The 17,090-nt window shown below is 66.4% G+C and carries 15 protein-coding genes; 12 read left to right on the top strand and 3 right to left on the bottom strand.

Annotation, left to right across the window (positions count from 1 at the left end; translation table 11 throughout):
• Positions 1 to 8: 8 nt before the first annotated feature.
• The 12 genes from GEV37_RS05070 to GEV37_RS05015 all read left to right on the top strand — a co-directional run bounded on the left by GEV37_RS05070 (position 9) and on the right by GEV37_RS05015 (position 12,740).
• On the top strand, positions 9 to 1,067 hold the full coding sequence (locus GEV37_RS05070; protein WP_227389140.1) for a protein-glutamate methylesterase/protein-glutamine glutaminase: 1,059 nt from the start codon (positions 9 to 11) through the stop codon (positions 1,065 to 1,067).
• A 45-nt stretch (positions 1,068 to 1,112) separates the two neighbouring features.
• Positions 1,113 to 2,801 carry a methyl-accepting chemotaxis protein gene (locus tag GEV37_RS05065; protein WP_275951397.1) on the top strand — a complete coding sequence of 563 codons (1,689 nt, stop codon included), beginning with the start codon at positions 1,113 to 1,115 and terminating at the stop codon, positions 2,799 to 2,801.
• Positions 2,802 to 2,858: 57 nt separating this feature from the next.
• Complete coding sequence (gene cheY / locus GEV37_RS05060; RefSeq protein WP_227389139.1) at positions 2,859 to 3,248, top strand: chemotaxis response regulator CheY; 390 nt, start codon at positions 2,859 to 2,861, stop codon at positions 3,246 to 3,248.
• 42 nt (positions 3,249 to 3,290) lie between these two features.
• Positions 3,291 to 3,986 (top strand): protein phosphatase CheZ, encoded by a 696-nt coding sequence (cheZ, locus tag GEV37_RS05055; RefSeq protein ID WP_227389138.1) that lies wholly within the window; start codon positions 3,291 to 3,293, stop codon positions 3,984 to 3,986.
• A gap of 115 nt (positions 3,987 to 4,101) precedes the next feature.
• The gene (flhB, locus tag GEV37_RS05050) at positions 4,102 to 5,271 is read left to right on the top strand and encodes a flagellar biosynthesis protein FlhB (RefSeq protein WP_227389137.1); all 1,170 of its coding nucleotides are present in this window, start codon (positions 4,102 to 4,104) and stop codon (positions 5,269 to 5,271) included.
• Positions 5,268 to 7,352 (top strand): flagellar biosynthesis protein FlhA, encoded by a 2,085-nt coding sequence (flhA, locus tag GEV37_RS05045; RefSeq protein WP_227389136.1) that lies wholly within the window; start codon positions 5,268 to 5,270, stop codon positions 7,350 to 7,352. Before flhB ends, flhA begins: the two co-directional genes overlap by 4 nt.
• 37 nt (positions 7,353 to 7,389) lie before the next feature.
• Complete coding sequence (gene flhF / locus GEV37_RS05040) at positions 7,390 to 9,531, top strand: flagellar biosynthesis GTPase FlhF (protein WP_227389135.1); 2,142 nt, start codon at positions 7,390 to 7,392, stop codon at positions 9,529 to 9,531.
• Positions 9,528 to 10,046 carry a hypothetical protein gene (locus GEV37_RS05035; protein ID WP_227389134.1) on the top strand — a complete coding sequence of 173 codons (519 nt, stop codon included), beginning with the start codon at positions 9,528 to 9,530 and terminating at the stop codon, positions 10,044 to 10,046. The genes flhF and GEV37_RS05035 overlap by 4 nt, the downstream gene beginning before the upstream one ends.
• A 23-nt stretch (positions 10,047 to 10,069) precedes the next feature.
• Entirely contained in the window at positions 10,070 to 10,486 is a 417-nt protein-coding gene (locus GEV37_RS05030; RefSeq protein WP_227389133.1) for a flagellar protein FlhE, read from the top strand.
• Positions 10,487 to 10,512: 26 nt separating this feature from the next.
• Positions 10,513 to 11,211 (top strand): RNA polymerase sigma factor FliA, encoded by a 699-nt coding sequence (locus GEV37_RS05025; RefSeq protein WP_227389132.1) that lies wholly within the window; start codon positions 10,513 to 10,515, stop codon positions 11,209 to 11,211.
• 43 nt (positions 11,212 to 11,254) lie between these two features.
• Positions 11,255 to 12,070 carry a motility protein A gene (locus tag GEV37_RS05020; RefSeq protein ID WP_227389131.1) on the top strand — a complete coding sequence of 272 codons (816 nt, stop codon included), beginning with the start codon at positions 11,255 to 11,257 and terminating at the stop codon, positions 12,068 to 12,070.
• A gap of 4 nt (positions 12,071 to 12,074) precedes the next feature.
• Positions 12,075 to 12,740, top strand: coding sequence for an OmpA/MotB family protein (locus GEV37_RS05015; RefSeq protein ID WP_227389130.1), 666 nt, complete (start codon positions 12,075 to 12,077; stop codon positions 12,738 to 12,740).
• Here the strand turns inward: GEV37_RS05015 and GEV37_RS05010 are convergent.
• The 3 genes from GEV37_RS05010 to uvrA form a co-directional block, all read right to left on the bottom strand.
• Positions 12,737 to 13,291 (bottom strand): type VI secretion protein, encoded by a 555-nt coding sequence (locus tag GEV37_RS05010; protein ID WP_227389129.1) that lies wholly within the window; start codon positions 13,289 to 13,291, stop codon positions 12,737 to 12,739. The two genes, GEV37_RS05015 and GEV37_RS05010, sit on opposite strands and share 4 nt — an antisense overlap.
• Entirely contained in the window at positions 13,288 to 14,031 is a 744-nt protein-coding gene (locus tag GEV37_RS05005; protein ID WP_227389128.1) for a Crp/Fnr family transcriptional regulator, read from the bottom strand. Before GEV37_RS05005 ends, GEV37_RS05010 begins: the two co-directional genes overlap by 4 nt.
• 76 nt (positions 14,032 to 14,107) lie before the next feature.
• Entirely contained in the window at positions 14,108 to 16,936 is a 2,829-nt protein-coding gene (gene uvrA, locus GEV37_RS05000) for an excinuclease ABC subunit UvrA (RefSeq protein ID WP_227389127.1), read from the bottom strand.
• Positions 16,937 to 17,090: the final 154 nt, after the last annotated feature.

The following is a 17,090-nucleotide window of genomic DNA, read 5'->3' as shown; positions in this document are numbered from 1 at the left end:
GGCGGGCTTTGAGTACTGCCAAGATCAAGGTGCTGTGCGTCGACGACTCGGCGCTGATTCGCGATTTGCTGACCACGATCATCAACGAACAGCCGGACATGGAGGTCGTTGCCACCGCCCCGGACCCCCTGGTGGCGCGGGATCTGATCAAGCAGCACAACCCGGACGTGTTGACGCTGGACGTCGAGATGCCGCGCATGGACGGGCTCGATTTCCTCGATCGGCTGATGCGCCTGCGCCCGATGCCGGTGCTGATGGTATCGTCGCTGACCCAGAGCGGCTCGGAGATTACACTGCGCGCCCTCGAGCTCGGGGCGCTGGATTTCGTCGCCAAGCCTAGCCTCGGAGTGAGAAGCGGCATGCTGGAATACGCCAGCGAAATCGCCGACAAGATTCGCGCGGCCGCGCGCTCGCGTCCGCGCCAGGCGCGCAAGGCCGCCGCCGCCCCGGCGGCGCTGAAAGCGCCTTTGATCTCGAGCGAGAAGCTGATCATCATCGGCGCCTCCACCGGCGGCACCGAGGCGATCCGCGCCGTGCTCGAGCCGCTACCCGCCAACTCGCCGGCGATTCTGATCACCCAGCACATGCCCGGCGGCTTTACCCGCTCCTTCGCCGAGCGCCTCGATCGGCTATGCCGGATCACCGTCAAGGAAGCCTCCGAGGGCGAGCGGGTGCTGCCCGGGCACGCCTATATCGCGCCGGGTGGCCATCACCTGGAGCTTGCCCGAAGCGGCGCCAACTACGTTGTGCGCCTGCACGACGGCGAGCCCGTCAATCGCCACCGACCATCGGTGGATGTGCTGTTCCACTCCGCGGCCAGGCACGCAGGCAAGAACGCCATCGGCGTGATCCTGACCGGCATGGGCAAGGATGGCGCGGTGGGACTTCTGGAAATGCGCCGGGCCGGCGCGCCGACCATCGCCCAGAACGAGCAAAGCTGCGTGGTGTTCGGCATGCCGCGCGAGGCGATCGCCGTGGGCGGGGCCGGCGAGACCCTGGCGCTGGACGAGATCCCCGCGCGCGTGCTGGCGCTGGTCGCCGCTTCCGGGCGCGCGCAGCGGGTATGACCAAAAAAACGGCATCATAAAACGACATCAAGAAGGACTACTTACATGGCGCGGTTTGCAAGAAACCTGAGTATTCACACGGCGGTGGTCGCGGCACTGGGCTGCTTCAGCGTCCTGATCATGGCGCTGATCGCGCTCAACGTCATGACCGACCGCTCCACCGAGAAGAACGTCACCACCCTGACCACCATCAGCCGCGAGCAGCTCAACGAGCTCAACCGCGGGGACTCCTTGCTCAATCAGACGATGCTGGCGCTGGAGCAAGCGTCAGGCTACATCATGGTCAACCAGTATGATCGCACGAACACCGCCCTTGAGGCCGCAGCGAATCGCCTCGAGCGCTCGGAGCAGCGTTTCGACAACTTCATCGCCGCGCCGCGCACTCCGGAAGGTGAGGCGCTCGCCGAACCCTTGATCGCGAACTATCAGCGGCTGATGCCGCTCGTCAAAGAGCAGCTCGAGAGTCTGCAGCGAACCGACACGGTGCGCTTTGGCGAGCTGCGCATCGAGCTGCGCGAGCCGATGCTGGGCCTGACCGACAATATCACCGACTTTACCCGCTTCGGCTTTTCCCGGGTGGACGCCATTCACGCGCAGATTCAGGATCAGCGCTCGCTGTTCAACGTGCTCTACGGCGTGGCGATCCTGATTCTGCTGCTGGCGGTCGTGTGCATCTACATCGGGTTGCGCCGCACCGTGATCGCGCCGCTCAACGACGCCGTGCGCCGGCTCAACAAGATCGCCGAGGCGGATCTGACCGAGCCGATGCCGCCGGCGGGCAAGAGCGAAGTGGGCCGGCTGTTCGCCGCCATGGGCAGCATGCAGGAGAACCTCACCGGCCTGGTCGCCCGCGTGCGCGAAGGCAGCGGCGCGATCCACCACGGCACCCGCGAGATCAGTCAGGGCAATACCGAGCTCTCCTCGCGCACCGAGCAGCAGGCGGCGTCCATCGAGCAGACCGCGGCCAGCATGGAAGAGATGACCGCTACGGTGAAGCAGAACGCCGACAACGCCCGCCAGGCGAGCACGCTGGCCGGCGAAGCCTCCACCACCGCAGAGCAGGGTGGCCAGGTGGTCGAGCGCGTGGTGCAGACCATGCACGGCATCTCGCAAAGCTCCCAGAAGGTGGCGGACATCACCAGCGTGATCGACTCGATCGCCTTCCAGACCAACATCCTGGCGCTGAACGCCTCGGTGGAAGCGGCGCGCGCCGGTGAGCAGGGCCGCGGCTTTGCCGTGGTGGCCGGTGAAGTGCGCAACCTCGCCAGCCGCAGCGCCGACGCCGCCAAGGAGATCAAGGCGCTGATCGACACCTCGGTGAAGCAGATCAGTGATGGCTCGACCCTGGTCGAGCAGGCCGGCAGCACCATGACCGACGTGGTCACCGCCGTACGCCGGGTGGCGGACATCATGGACGAGATATCGGCGGCCTCCCAGGAGCAGAGCGACGGTATCGAGCAGGTCAGCCACGCGGTCGGCCAGATGGACGACGTGACCCAGCAAAACGCCGCGCTGGTCCAGGAAGCGGCGGCCGCGGCGGCCTCGCTCGAGGAGCAGGCCAATCGGCTCGAAGAGGCGGTCGCGGTATTCAAGGTGCTGGAGGGCTCGCGCGGCGTCGCATCGCTGCCGGCCGCCCGCACCGTGACCCAAGCCCCCCGTTCGAGCGCCCAAGCCCCCCGTGCGCCGATGGCGCCGGCCCGGACGAGCACCGTCGAAGAGTGGGAATCCTTTTGATCGACGCCCCGGCAACGGCCGGGGCACCCAACGCCCTACACGTGGAGAAGATGAACGATGGCCGATAAGAACATGAGCTTTCTGGTAGTGGACGACTTCCCGACCATGCGCCGCATCGTGCGCAGCCTGCTCAAGGAGCTGGGGTTCACCAACGTCGAGGAGGCCGAGGATGGCCAGGACGCGCTCAACAAGCTGCGCGCCGGCAATTTCGAGTTCGTGGTCTCCGACTGGAATATGCCCAATCTGGACGGGCTCGAGATGCTCAAGGAGATTCGCCAGGACGACGCGCTCAAGGCGCTGCCGGTATTGATGGTCACCGCCGAGGCGAAGAAGGAGAACATCATCGCCGCCGCCCAGGCCGGCGCCAACGGCTACGTGGTGAAGCCGTTCACGGCGGCGACCCTCGAGGAAAAGCTGAATAAAATCTTCGAAAAGATGGGCAAATAATAAAGCGGCCGGGCTCAGCGCCTGGCCTGCAAGGAGAGTACCATGAGTCAGAATGAGCAGGCAGGCGCGACCCAACTGCCCGAGGAAGCCGCTGAAGAGCTGATCCACCGTATCGGCAAGCTGACCCGCATGCTGCGCGACAACATGCGCGAGCTTGGCCTGGACAAGGAGATCGAGAAAGCGGCGGAAGCCATTCCCGACGCCCGCGACCGGCTGCATTACGTGGCCACCATGACCGAGCAGGCCGCGGACCGGGCGCTCAACGCCATCGACCGCGCCCAGCCGCTGCAGGATCAGCTCTCCGAGCGTGCCGAGGCGCTCGACAAGCGCTGGGACGAGTGGTTCGCCGCCCCCCAGGAGCTCGACGAGGCGAAGAGCCTGGTCAAGGAGACTCGTGCCTACCTTCACGACGTCCCTGAGATGACAGCGGCCACCAACAAGGAGCTGCTGGACATCATGATGGCGCAGGATTTCCAGGATCTCACCGGCCAGGTCATCAAGAAGATGATGGACGTGATCCGCGAGATCGAGCACCAGCTGGTCCAGGTGTTGATCGACAATGTGCCCGGCGCCGAAGCGCGCGAGAACATGCAGCGCAAGGCGCAGGATCAGTGGGAGAACGACAGCGCGCGGCGCAAGGAGGAGCTTCTTAACGGACCGCAGATCAGGGACAATGCGCCGGACATCGTCACCGGTCAGGATCAGGTGGACGACTTATTGGACGAATTGGGCTTTTAATGTCCGGTTATTAGGACATTGTCCGCCGGCTCGTCTGGCACACTAGGCACCTTGCTTCAGCCGCCCTTCGGGGCGGCTGACGCTTATAGGCAGCCCAGGATGAGCCGAACGATCCATGGCAGACAACGATAGCGATCAGGAAAAGACCGAAGAGGCCACGCCCAGGCGTAAGGAGAAGGCCCGCGAGGAGGGGCAGGTTCCCCGTTCGCGCGAGTTGACCACGGTGCTTCTGTTGATGGCCGGCGTAGTCGGACTCTGGGGCATGGGACAGATACTCTACGACCAGCTCGGCGTGGTGATGGAGCAGGCGTTCTTGTTCGATCGTCGCCAGGCGTTCGATCCCACGCCGATGCTGGTGAACGCGCTGGATCTTGGTCAGCGCACGCTGATCGCCATGGTGCCGCTGTTCATCCTCTTGGGCGTGGTCGCGCTGGTCGCCCCGGCGCTGCTCGGCGGTTGGCTGGTGTCGGCCAAGTCCATGCAGCCGAAGTTTTCCAAGCTCAACCCGGTCTCGGGCATCAAGCGCATCTTCTCCACCCAGGCGCTGATCGAGCTTGCCAAGGCGATCGCCAAGTCGGTGCTGGTGGGCGGGGTCTCCGGGGCGTTCATCTACTTCAATATCGATCGCCTGCTGGGCCTGCCGGACCTGCCCATCCAGCAGGCGCTAGCCAGTGCCTTGAACATGGCCGCGCTCGCTGCGGCGCTGGCGATCTTTTCGCTGATCGTGGTGATCCTGATCGACGTGCCCTATCAGCTCTGGAGCAACGCCAAGAAGCTGCGTATGAGTCAAGAAGAAGTGAAGCGCGAGCACAAGGAGTCCGAGGGCGACCCCCACCTCAAGGGGCGCATTCGCCAGCAGCAGCAGGCCATGGCGCGCGGGCGCATGATGAGCAAGGTGCCCGAGGCGGACGTGATCATCACCAACCCGACCCACTACGCGGTGGCGCTCTCCTACCAGGAAGGTCAGATGGGAGCGCCCCGGGTGGTGGCCAAGGGCGCCGACGCGGTGGCCGGGCGGATTCGAGACATCGCCCTCGAGGCCGGCGTGCCGCGCCTCGAGGCCGCGCCGCTGGCGCGGGCGCTGTATCATCACGTGGACCTCGACGGCGAAGTGCCGGCCGAGCTCTACACCGCCGTGGCCGAGGTCATGGCCTGGGCGTACCGCTTGAAGAGCGTGGCGCACGAGGGGGGCGAGACACCCCCGACCCCCGATAACCTGCCGGTTCCCGACGATATGACGTATCCCCCGCGCGGCCCCGGCGCTAACGAGGCACGCCCATCATGAAGGCCCTTAGCCAACTCATCGGTCAGCGAGGTGCGCTGAGCGACGTCCCCGTGAAGCTGCTGGCGGGGCCGCTTCTGATCCTCATGATCCTCGGCATGATGATCGTGCCGCTGCCGCCCTTTGCGCTCGACCTGCTGTTCACCTTCAACATTGCGCTGGCCATCATGGTGCTGCTGGTGAGCATGTTCGCCGAGAAGCCGCTCGATTTCGCCGCCTTCCCGGCGGTGCTCCTGTTCACCACGCTTTTGCGGCTATCGCTCAACGTCGCCTCCACCCGGGTGGTACTGATGGAGGGCCACCAGGGCGGCGCCTCGGCAGGCAAGGTGATCGAGGCCTTCGGTACGTTTCTGGTCGGCGGCAACTTCGCCGTGGGCCTGGTGGTGTTCCTGATTCTGGTGATCATCAACTTCATGGTCATCACGAAAGGTGCCGGGCGTATCGCCGAGGTCGGCGCGCGCTTCACCTTGGATGCCATGCCCGGCAAGCAGATGGCGATCGACGCCGATCTCAACGCCGGGCTGATCGGTGAGGAGGACGCCAAGAAGCGCCGCGCCGAGGTCGCCCAGGAGGCAGACTTCTACGGCTCGATGGACGGTGCCAGCAAGTTCGTGCGCGGCGACGCCATGGCGGGGCTCGTCATCATGGTGGTCAACATCATCGGCGGGCTGATCATCGGCATGATGCAGCACGACATGAGCTTCGCCGACGCCGGGCGCACCTACACCCTCCTGACCATCGGCGACGGCCTGGTGGCGCAGATTCCGGCGCTGGTGATCTCCACCGCCGCCGGCGTCACTGTGTCCCGCGTCAACACCGAGCAGGACGTCGGTCAGCAGATGCTCAGTCAGCTGTTCGTCAACCCTCAGGTGATGATCCTCGCCGCCGCGGTGATGGGACTTCTCGGCATGGTGCCGGGCATGCCCAACCTGGTGTTTCTGATCTTCACCGCCCTGCTCGGCGGACTCGCCTGGTACCTGAAGCGTCATCAGGAGAAGGTGCTGGTCACCGAGGAGATGGCCGATGCGCCCATGCCGCTGCAGGAGACCCCGGAGGCGAGCTGGGAGGACGTGCAACTGGTCGATACCCTGGGGCTCGAAGTCGGCCACCGCTTGATTCCACTGGTCGACTCGCGCCAGAAGGGCGAGCTTCTGGCGCGCATCAAGAGCGTGCGCAAGAAGTTCGCCCAGGAAGTGGGCTTTTTGCCGCCGGTGGTGCATATTCGCGACAACCTCGAGCTTTCGCCCAACGCCTACGTGCTGTCGCTCAAGGGCGCCGAGATCGGCCGCGCCGAGGCGCAGCCGGGCAAGTGGCTGGCGATCGACCCGGGCCAGGTCTCCGGGCAGCTTCAAGGCACGCCGACCCAGGACCCGGCTTTCGGACTTCCGGCGGTCTGGATCGATGCCGCTCAGCGCGAACACGCCCAGGTGTTCGGTTACACCGTGGTCGATGCCAGCACCGTCATCGCCACCCACCTGAATCACCTTCTGCATCGCCACTCGCCGGAAATGCTCGGCCGCCAGGAGGTGCAGAAGCTGCTCGACAAGCTCGGCGACGAGCAGAAATCCCTGGTCGAAGAGGTGGTGCCCAAGGCGATCTCGCTCACCGTGCTGCAGCGCATCCTGCAGCACCTGCTCGACGAGGACGTCTCGATTCGCGACATGCGCACCATCCTCGATACCCTGGCCGAGGTCGCGGCGACCCAGAAGGACCCGGGCGAACTCACCGCGCTGGTGCGCGTGGGCCTTGGCCGGGCGATCACCCAGCAGTGGTTCGCGGGCCAGGAAACACTCAACGTCATCGGCCTCGATGCCCAGCTCGAACAGGTGCTGGTGCAGGCCATGAACGGCAACGGCGCCATGGAGCCGGGGCTCGCCGAGACCCTGATGACCCAGGCCCAGCAGGCGCTCGAGCGCCAGGAAGCTGCCGGCGAGCCGCCGGTGCTGGTGGTCCAGCACTCACTGCGCGCGGTCGTCTCGCGCTTTCTGCGTCGGCGCATGCGCCACCTGGTGGTGATGTCCCAGGCAGAGATTCCCGACGACCGTACGCTCAAGATCACGACGCTGGTGGGTGGGGCGCGATGAGCAAAACCCCGGCCGCTGAGAGGAGGAAAGCCAACCCATGAGCGTGAGACGCTTTGTCGGCGCGAACAGTCGCGATGTCATGCGCCAGGTGCGTGAAGCCCTGGGTGATGATGCCCTGATCGTCGCCAACCGGCGCACCGAGACCGGCGTGGAGATCCTCGCCATGGCCGACGACGCTGCCCTCGACACGGCGCCCGCCGTGCCCGCCCAGGCACCCGCGCCAGCACCCGCTGCGCCGAGTGCGCCGCCCGCCTTCGAGGAGCTCAGCGCCCAGCTGCTGCGCGAGATGCAGGACATGCGCGCGCTGCTGGCCCGCCCATCCCAGGGCGATGCTTCAGTGACGCCGGACTTCACCGTGAAGACGCTGCTGGCGCGCGCCGGTTTTGGCGCCGAGCTCTGCGAGGAGATCGGCTGCGCGCTTCCCGCCACGCTCGCCGCACTCCACCCGCGTGATGACCAGGTGCTGACGTGGTTGCATCGCCAGCTCGAGGCGCGCCTGAGCGTGCTCGACGGCGAGGACGCCTTTTTTGATCGGCCCGGCATCGTCGCCTTGGTCGGGCCCACGGGGGTCGGCAAGACCACCACCACCGCCAAGCTCGCCGCGCGCTTCGTCATGCGTCACGGCACCGAGCCGGTGGCGCTGGTGACTACCGACAGCTTCAGGATCGGCGCTCACGAGCAGCTGCGCATCTACGCCCGCCTGCTCGATGCGCCGATGTACGCCCTCGACGCCGAGCAGCCCGTCAATGAGCTGCTCGACCGTCTGCACGACAAGCGCTGGGTGATCGTCGACACCGTCGGCATGAGCCAGCGCGACCAGCGCGTGATCACCCAGATCGACCAGCTTCAGGGCGGTGATTCCAACGTGCGTCTGGTACTGGTGCTCAACGCCGCGAGCCAGCCCGAGACCCTCGAGGAAGTGGTGCTGCGCTATCGTCAGGCCGCGCGCGCGGCGGGCGCAACGCTGGACGACTGCATCATCACCAAGCAGGACGAAGCCGGGCGGCTGGCGCCGCTTTTGGATATCGTCATGCGCCATGGCCTGCGTGTGCTGTTCGGCTCTCACGGCCAGCAGGTGCCCGAAGACATGGCGCCGGCCGATCGTCGGGCGCTCGTCGAGCAGGCGCTGCGCACCCAGGCCGACGATGCGCGCACCTGGCCCGGCACGACGCTGGCGCCGCGCTGGTCCCGGGAGATGCTCGGCCAGGGGCGGCGGCTGAGCCTGCTGCTGGGTCGGCTGCGCGAACGGGTCGAAGGCTTTGCGCTGCTTGAGACGGCGTGGGACATCGCGGCGCTGCCCGCGGTGCTGCACGATCAGCGCCTCGACGAGATCGTTGCGCGCGCCGACGACCAGGAGGTGCTCGGCATTCACTGGGCGCCGCGGCGCAACGCCCGGGGCGTGGAGTGGTCGATGCCGGATCTCGCCCTCGACGCCGACGGCAACCCCTGCGCGCTGACACTGTTGCAGCATCGCCAGAGCGCCGGCTGGCAGCCGCGCATCGCGGCTCAGGCGCGGGCCGCCGTCCATCTGCTGCCCACCCTTGTGGACGGGCCGACGCAGGACTGGCTCGAGGCCGAGCGCTTGACCTGGGTCAGCCAGGTGAGCGGCAGCCAGCGGGTATACTGGCAAGGAGAGCGCTACGCCCTCGCCGCCCTGTTCGCCGAGAGCCGACCAAGCCACCACGTCGGCGTGCGCTTCAGGGGCCAGGCACTGCAACTCTGGAGCGTGCATGCCGAAGTCGCCGATGGCGACGGACGGCGCCATCTCGCCTGGTATGGCGAGATTCGTGACCCGGAAAGCGCCAAGCGGGTAGCGAAGCGCTACTGGCTGACGCCGGCGCGACTGGGGATCGAAGTCGAGTCGCTGCTGACCACTCAGCTTCAGGGCGAGGCGAGCGTGGCGCTGGCCAAGCGCGCCTGGCAGGTGCTCAAGGAGGCCGATGGTGGCGAGACGAGCCCCCAAGTACGCCTGGCCATGGCCGCCGGCGCCGCTGCCGTTGCCACCCATCTGGACGGCGCCGAGGACGACACGGCGCGCGCGCTGCGTGAAGACGTGATGCGTCTGGGGCGCGCCCGAACGCGGCGCGATACGGCGCTGCTCGATGCCGTGATGCACCTGTTGATGACCCGTGACGCCATTCGCCAGCTGGGTAGCGTCAGCCGCGAGGCCTTTGCATGAGCGGGGGAGACCAGGCGGCGGGCCTGCGCCAGTGGGCCCGCCGACGCGAGACGAGCCCTGTCGAGGAGCGTGCCGACGAAAGCGTCGCGTCGAGCGCTTCCATCGATGCCGTCCCCGTGAGCGCGCCTGTGGTGCCTGCACCTCGAACCCCGCTGGTGGTGGTCGGGCTGCCCTCGCACAGCGTCGCGCCGGTGCGCACGCGGCTGGGCGAGTGGGCGGCGCTCGAGCGCCGCTGGGCGGCTACCCCGGAAAGCTGGGAGATTCTGCCGGTGCGCGCCGATACAGATCTTGACGCGTGGCGCCAGCGCTACGCGCGCTGGGCGCTGTGGGTGCAAAGCGATGCCGATGCCTTCGCCGCCATGTACCGCACGCTGCGCCAGCTCAAGGAGCACGGCGGCCCGCGCCGGCTGCTGGCGCTGCACGAACCGCGCCTGCCGCGCCAGGGGCTGCTCGACAACCTGCAGCGCGCGGCGGCAAGCTATCTTGATATCGACCTGCTGCTGCTGGCGCGCTGAGCGCCCATGACGAGAGGCTCTCGATGATCGGTACGACCTTGAAGCGCCTTGGCGCCCTCGCCTTGGCTTGCGTAGTCTGGATGGGCGTGGTGCTGCCCGCGCTCGGCGCCGCCGGCAGCTGGAGCCGCGAGACGACCGGCATGATGGTCGCCATGAGCGATCGCGCGACCAGAAGTCAGGCGCTTGCGCCACCGGCCGCGCCGCTGGCCGGGGGGCGCATCGAGCGCGTCCATTGGCGCTTCGAGGCGCCTCCGGGGGCGGCGCTGCGCGCCTGGCTCTGCCACCCCGAGCGCTGCGTGGCGCTTAGTGGGCAGCGCGGAAGCCTCACGGGGCTTGCCGGACTTGGCGCCGACGCGCCGCTCGAGTTTCGCTTCGCGCTGGCGCCGGGGCAGCGCCCGACCCGGGTGCAGGGCCTGCAGGTAATCGTGAACTACCAGTGACCAGTGTATAGCCACGAGGCACGAGGATGTATACAGCACAAGGCAGGATTCAACACAGCGAGCTGGTCAGCCAGTACATGCCGTTGGTCAGGCGCCAGGCGCTGGCCCTTCAGGTGCGCTTGCCGGCGAGCATCGAACTCGACGACCTGATCCAGGCGGGCATGGTCGGGCTTCTGGAGGCGCTGGGGCGCTTCGATGCTGCCCAGGGCGCGAGCTTCGCCACCTTCGCCAGCCAGCGCATTCGCGGTGCGATGGTCGATGAACTGCGCACCCGGGACTGGTTGCCGCGCAGCGTGCGCCGCTCCGCCCGGGCCATGGACGAGGCGATCCGCCATCTGGAGCAGAGCCTTGGCCGTGCCCCGGAGGAGGGCGAGATCGCCCGCCATCTGGAGATGCCGCTGGCCGAGTACCAGCAACTTCTCAACGATACCAACAGCGGCCACCTGCTGCCCTTCGAGGAGCTGCTCGAGGAGGGCAGCGAGCCCGCCCAGGAAGCCCAGAACGCGCCCTTCGAGGAGCTGCTCGACGGCCAGCAGCGCGCCACGCTGATCGCGGCGATCGAGGCGCTGCCCGAGCGCGAGAAGCTCTTGATGGCGCTCTACTACCAGGAAGAGCTCAACCTCAAGGAGGTGGGGGCGGTGCTGGGCGTGACCGAATCGCGCGTCTCCCAACTGCATAGCCAGGCGATCAGCCGTCTGCGCGCGCGCCTGCACGAGGCCGAGTGAGCCGCTTCACTTTTTCAACCATACGACCGGCGAGGAGCCGTTGATGAACCCCTCTACCCTGATCGGAATAGGCGCCAGCATCCTCTTGCTGGTGAGCGTGCTGTTCTTTACTGCGGAGTCTCCGGCAAGCTTCATCAACCTGCCGGGGCTTGCCATCGTCATCACCGGCACGCTGGCGGCGACGTTCATCAGCTATCCGCTCAAGGAAGTGGTGCGCGTGGTGCGCCTGGTCGGGCTGGTGTTTCGCCGCGAGAACACCTTCGTGCGTGACGACATCGACGAGCTGGTGGCCATGGCCCGGCTGTGGTTCAAGGGCGACGTGCGCGCGGTCGAGCGTGAGCTCGAGCACACCCGCAATCCGTTTCTGCGCACCGGTATCCAGCTCGTGATCGCCAACACCAAGGAAGACGAGATCTTCGACATGCTGCGCTGGCGCATCGCAAGGCTCAAGGCGCGCGAGCACGCCGAGGCGCAGATCTTTCGCACCATGGCGACCTATGCCCCGGCCTTCGGCATGATCGGCACCCTGGTGGGCCTGGTCAACATGCTGGAAGTGATGGACGCCGGCGACCTTGCGGTAATCGGCCCGCGCATGGCGGTGGCGCTGCTGACCACCTTCTACGGCATTTTGCTTGCCAACCTGGTGTTCAAGCCGATCGCGGTGAAGCTCGAGCGGCGCACCGAGGAGCGGCTGATCACCATGAACATGGTGCTCGAGGGCATCTCGCTGATTACCAAGCGCCGGCTGCCGTCGTTCATCGAGGAGACGCTCAATTCGTTCGTCGCCAACTACCACGACGAGATTCGCGATCCCCATGTCAAGCCACGCCCGAACGACGGCGCGACGGCAAAGGGGTAGCGCCATGCTCGACCACGACGCCCGCCACGCGCTGGAATCGCCCTTCACGGCAAGCGAAGGCGACGAAGGGTGGCTGACCAGCTATCTGGACGTGCTGACGCTTCTGATCACGCTGTTCGTGCTGCTGCTGGCCCTGACGCCGGCGGGCACCGGCGAGCGTGCTCGCGAGGTCGCCGAAGCGGGCAGTGGCTTGATGCCGCTCGCCTCCGGCCTTGCCCCGCAAGAGAGTCGGATCAGCCCGGCGATGGCGAGCCTCGATATCCAGGGGGTGAGCGTCTCCCAAGGGCGTGAGGGCGTGACCCTGCGCATCGACGACAGCCTGCTGTTTGGAAGCGGCGCCGCCGAGCTGACGGCCCAAGGCGAAGCGGTGCTGGAGGGGCTTCGCGAGGCGATCGGAAGCTTCGACGGCGAGGTCTCCGTGGAGGGGCACACCGACGACGTGCCGATCGCCACTGCGGCGTTCGCCTCCAACTGGGAGCTCTCGACCGGGCGGGCGATCGCTGTGGTGCGCTACCTGGAAAGCGAGGGGGTGGCGCCGTCACATCTGCGCGCGGTGGGCTACGCCGATACCCGGCCGCTTCAAAGCAACGCCACCGCAGACGGGCGCGCCGCCAATCGGCGCGTCGAGCTGCTGCTGCGCCAGCCGCTCGCCGACGACGTCACGCGTTAGGCATCCGCACAGCGCTGGCGCATCTCGGCGAGCGCCTCTCCGGCGCCGTCGAGGTCGAAGGTCATGGTCCAGGGCTCGGCTTCGCCCTGATCGAAGCCGATGAAGAGTTTCTCGCCGCCGCTCATCTGGGAAAGCAGGGTATCGAGCTCGCCGAGATAGAAGTGGCTGTAGAAGCCGTCGTCGCCCCGCTCGACGATGAACTCCGCCATGGTGTCCACCAAGGGCTCGCGATCGACGCGCAGCCGCGCCGGCACCAGGTTCACTGCCCGGTCGTCGGTCTGGGTTTCTTCCAGGGTGACGCGCATCTCGAGCCAGGGCAGGTGGCATACGCCCTGAGTCGCGTTGACGCTGAGCGTGGCATCCGAGTAGCTTGTGGCCTCGACGGCGCGAAAGTGGCGCTTGTCGCCGTCGTCGAGGGTCAGCGCCTGCCAGGCGCCATGGTCGTGCGGCTCGCTGATCGTCAGCGGCGCAGCAAAGGCCCCGGCGGCGAACACGAGCCCCGCCGCGCCGAAGGCGAAAGGGGCGAGGGAGCGGTACAGCGGTAGGGTCATTCGGGCGAATCCAGCAGCGGGCGTACGTTGTCGCTCAAGTAGCAATCGTCGAACTCGCCTTCGGCGGCCAGCGCCGCGAGGTCGGGAATGTTGACGTGGTGGCGGTCGCGGTAGACCAGTCCATCCTCGCTGAGTGCGGTGAAGGTGCGGCTGACGTGCACCGGGCTCAGACCGAGCACGTCGGCGAGCTGCTCCTGGGAGAGCGGCAGGCGAAACTGGCCGCCCAGCCCCGGGTTGGTCTGGCTCAGGCGAGCGTGCATCTCGTTGAGAAAGTGCGCCATCTTCTGGCGCGCGCTGCGCCGTGCGAGATTTACCAGCCGCTCGGTCATCATCGCCTGCTGGCGGCTGCTGATGGCGAACATCACCGAGGTGAGCGGAAGCGACTGGCGAAACAGGTCGATCATCCGCTTGTGGGGAAAGCGACACGCCACCCCGTCGGTGATGAAGCGCACGTTCTCCAGGTGCTGGGAGAAGGCGAATTCACGCAGCCCGATGATGTCGCCGGGCAGAAAGATCTCGAGAATGTGACGATCGCCGTTCTCGAGATGGCGGTAGGAGTAGGCCCAGCCGCTCTTGATGGTGCAGAACTCGTGGGCATGATCCTTCATTTCCCACAGCAGCGACCCCGCCTTGTACTCGGCGGGGCTATCCTCCAGCGAATCCAGCAGTTCCTCGTCTTCCTTCGAGATCGAATAGTAGTGATCGAAGTGACGTGCCAGGCAGCTTCTTTCCTTTCCCATGTTACTGCTCCTTCAAGCGGGTCGTCCGAAAACGATGACATGTTTCAGCGCCGCCATCCCTGGCGTCGCGTGCAGACTATCGGCGCTTCAAGAGCGGCGCCAGGAACCGCCCGGTGTGCGATGCCTGCTTTTTCGCCAGCTGCTCCGGCGTGCCTTCGGCGATGATGCGCCCGCCGCCGGAGCCGCCTTCCGGGCCGAGATCGACGATCCAGTCCGCGGTCTTGATCACGTCGAGATTGTGCTCGATGACCACGATGGTGTTGCCGTGATCGCGCAGGCGGTGCAGCACCGTCAACAGCTGGCGAATATCCTCGAAGTGTAGACCAGTCGTGGGCTCGTCCAGAATATATAGCGTCTGGCCGGTATCGCGCTTGGCGAGCTCCCGAGCGAGCTTGACCCGCTGGGCCTCGCCGCCGGAGAGCGTGGTCGCGCTCTGGCCCAGGCGAATGTAGGAGAGCCCCACGTCCAGCAGTGTCTGCAGCCGCCGGGCGATAGCCGGTACCGGGCTGAAGAACTCGAGCCCCTCCTCGACGGTCATCTCGAGCACATCGTGGATGTTCTTGCCCTTATAGTGGATGTCCAGAGTCTCGCGGTTGTAGCGCTTGCCCTTGCACACGTCGCAGGGCACGTAGATGTCCGGCAGAAAGTGCATCTCCACCTTGATCATGCCTTCGCCCTGGCACGCCTCGCAGCGCCCGCCCTTGACGTTGAAGCTGAAGCGGCCGGGCTTGTAGCCGCGCGAGCGCGCCTCCTGGGTGCCGGCGAACAGCTCGCGAATCGGCGTGAAGATGCCGGTGTAGGTCGCCGGGTTCGAGCGCGGCGTGCGTCCGATCGGGCTCTGGTCGATATCGATCACCTTGTCGAGCTGATCGAGCCCCTCGATCGCCTGGTAGGGCGCCGGCGTCATGGTGGTGGCGCGGTTCAGGTCGCGCGCCGCGATCGGCATCAGCGTGCCGTTGATCAGCGTTGACTTGCCCGACCCGGAGACGCCGGTGATGGCGATGAACAGCCCCAGCGGAAGCGACAGCGTGACGTCCTGCAGGTTGTTGCCGGTGGCGCCGCGCAGCACCAGCGCCTTCTCCGGGTTGCCGGGAATGCGGTGCGGCGGCACCGCGATCTCGCGGGTGCCACACAGATACTGGCCGGTCAACGAGTTCTTGTTGTCCATGATCTGCTGGGGAGTGCCTTGGGCGACGATCTGGCCGCCGTGGACGCCGGCACCGGGGCCGATGTCGAGCACGTGGTCGGCGGCGCGGATGGCGTCCTCATCGTGCTCGACCACGATCACGGTGTTGCCCAGGTCCCGCAGCCGCTCCAGGGTCTTCAGCAGACGGTCGTTGTCGCGCTGGTGCAAGCCGATCGAAGGCTCGTCAAGGATATACATCACCCCGACCAGCCCGGCGCCGATCTGGCTCGCCAGGCGGATGCGCTGGGCCTCGCCGCCGGAGAGCGTGTCGGCACTGCGCTCGAGGGTCAGGTAGTCGAGCCCGACGTTGACCAAAAACTCGAGCCGCGAGTGGATCTCGTTGACGATCTTCTCGGCGATCTCGCCGCGTCGCCCGGGAAGCGCGAGCTCGGCAAAGTAGTTCCAGGCCTCGCCGATCGGCGTGCGCACGATATCGGCGATGTTGCGGTCGTCGACGAAGACGTGGCGCGACTCGCGGCGCAGCCGCGAGCCGTGGCAGGTCGAGCAGGTCTGGACCGCGATGTACTTGGCCAGGTCGTCGCGCACCATGTTCGACTCGGTTTCGCGGTAGCGGCGCTGCATGTTGGGCAGCACGCCCTCGAAAGCGTGTTCGCGGGTCACCTTGCGGCCGCGGTCGTTGACGTAGCTGAACGCCACCGGCTCGCTGCCGCTGCCGTTGAGGATGACATCGCGCTGGCGCTTGGTGAGCTCCTTCCAGGGCGTCTCAAGGGCAAAATCGTAGTGGCTGGCCAGGGCCTGGAGCTGGGTAAAATAGTAGATGTTGCGCCGGTCCCAGCCCTTGATCGCACCTTCGGCCAAGGAGAGCTCGTCGTGGCTGATCAGCTTCTCCGGGGCGAAGTACTGCTGGATGCCCAGGCCGTCGCAGGTGGGGCAGGCGCCGGCGGGGTTGTTGAACGAGAACATGCGCGGCTCGAGCTCGGAGAGCGAGTAGCCGCACACCGGGCAGGCGAAGCGCGAGGAGAAGGCGAGATCCTCGCGCTCGCCCTCCATGAAGTGGATCATTGCCGTGCCGTCGGCCAGGTTGAGCGCGGTCTCGAAGGACTCGGCGAGGCGCTGGGCGATATCGTCGCGCACCTTGAAGCGGTCGACCACCACGCTGATGTCGTGCTTCTTGCGCTTGTCGAGCGGGGCGATGTCGTCGAGCTCGAGCACCTGGCCGTCGATCTGCACGCGCACGAAGCCCTGGGCGCGCAGCTCCGATAGAAGCTGCAGATGTTCGCCCTTGCGGCCCTTGATCACAGGCGCCAGCAGCATGAGTTTCGTGCCTTCTTCCAGGTTCATCACCTGGTCGACCATCTGCGAAATGGTCTGCGCTTCCAGATCCTCGCCGTGCTCCGGGCAGCGGGGCGTGCCGGCGCGGGCGAACAGCAGGCGCAGGTAGTCGTAGATCTCGGTGATCGTACCCACCGTCGAGCGGGGGTTGTGGGAGGTGGATTTCTGCTCGATGGAGATCGCAGGCGACAGCCCCTCGATGTGATCCACATCGGGCTTCTCCATCATCGACAGGAACTGGCGGGCGTAGGTCGAGAGCGACTCCACGTAGCGGCGCTGTCCTTCGGCATACAGCGTATCGAACGCCAGCGACGACTTGCCCGAGCCGGAAAGCCCGGTGATCACGATCAGCTTGTCGCGCGGCAGTTCCACATCGATCTGCTTGAGGTTATGAGTGCGGGCACCTCTGACCAGAATGCTGTCCATCAACACCTCGAATCGCGTGGCAAAAGCGTAAGTATATGTTTGACGTCCCGGATACGGCAAAGCGGCAGGGACGCTTTGTCGCAAGGGCGGCGTTTCCAGCGTCAGTGCAAAGCGCTAGAATGGAGGGCTTTCCCGGGCCTTGGTCCTCTACCGT

The organism is Vreelandella malpeensis (assembly GCF_020622355.1).
In the GTDB taxonomy this organism is placed as follows: domain Bacteria; phylum Pseudomonadota; class Gammaproteobacteria; order Pseudomonadales; family Halomonadaceae; genus Vreelandella; species Vreelandella malpeensis.
This window is presented reverse-complemented; position numbering and strand designations above follow the sequence as displayed.

Bases quoted from the DNA above. Each gene is read 5' to 3' on its own strand.
- cheZ (WP_227389138.1), top strand. From the start codon at position 3,291: ATGAGTCAGAATGAGCAGGCAGGCGCGACCCAACTGCCCGAGGAAGCC.
- cheY (WP_227389139.1), top strand. From the start codon at position 2,859: ATGGCCGATAAGAACATGAGCTTTCTGGTAGTGGACGACTTCCCGACC.
- GEV37_RS05025 (WP_227389132.1), top strand. From the start codon at position 10,513: ATGTATACAGCACAAGGCAGGATTCAACACAGCGAGCTGGTCAGCCAG.
- GEV37_RS05010 (WP_227389129.1), bottom strand. From the start codon at position 13,291: ATGACCCTACCGCTGTACCGCTCCCTCGCCCCTTTCGCCTTCGGCGCG.
- flhA (WP_227389136.1), top strand. From the start codon at position 5,268: ATGAAGGCCCTTAGCCAACTCATCGGTCAGCGAGGTGCGCTGAGCGAC.
- GEV37_RS05065 (WP_275951397.1), top strand. From the start codon at position 1,113: ATGGCGCGGTTTGCAAGAAACCTGAGTATTCACACGGCGGTGGTCGCG.
- GEV37_RS05020 (WP_227389131.1), top strand. From the start codon at position 11,255: ATGAACCCCTCTACCCTGATCGGAATAGGCGCCAGCATCCTCTTGCTG.
- GEV37_RS05030 (WP_227389133.1), top strand. From the start codon at position 10,070: ATGATCGGTACGACCTTGAAGCGCCTTGGCGCCCTCGCCTTGGCTTGC.
- GEV37_RS05015 (WP_227389130.1), top strand. From the start codon at position 12,075: ATGCTCGACCACGACGCCCGCCACGCGCTGGAATCGCCCTTCACGGCA.
- GEV37_RS05005 (WP_227389128.1), bottom strand. From the start codon at position 14,031: ATGGGAAAGGAAAGAAGCTGCCTGGCACGTCACTTCGATCACTACTAT.
- GEV37_RS05035 (WP_227389134.1), top strand. From the start codon at position 9,528: ATGAGCGGGGGAGACCAGGCGGCGGGCCTGCGCCAGTGGGCCCGCCGA.
- flhF (WP_227389135.1), top strand. From the start codon at position 7,390: ATGAGCGTGAGACGCTTTGTCGGCGCGAACAGTCGCGATGTCATGCGC.
- flhB (WP_227389137.1), top strand. From the start codon at position 4,102: ATGGCAGACAACGATAGCGATCAGGAAAAGACCGAAGAGGCCACGCCC.
- uvrA (WP_227389127.1), bottom strand. From the start codon at position 16,936: ATGGACAGCATTCTGGTCAGAGGTGCCCGCACTCATAACCTCAAGCAG.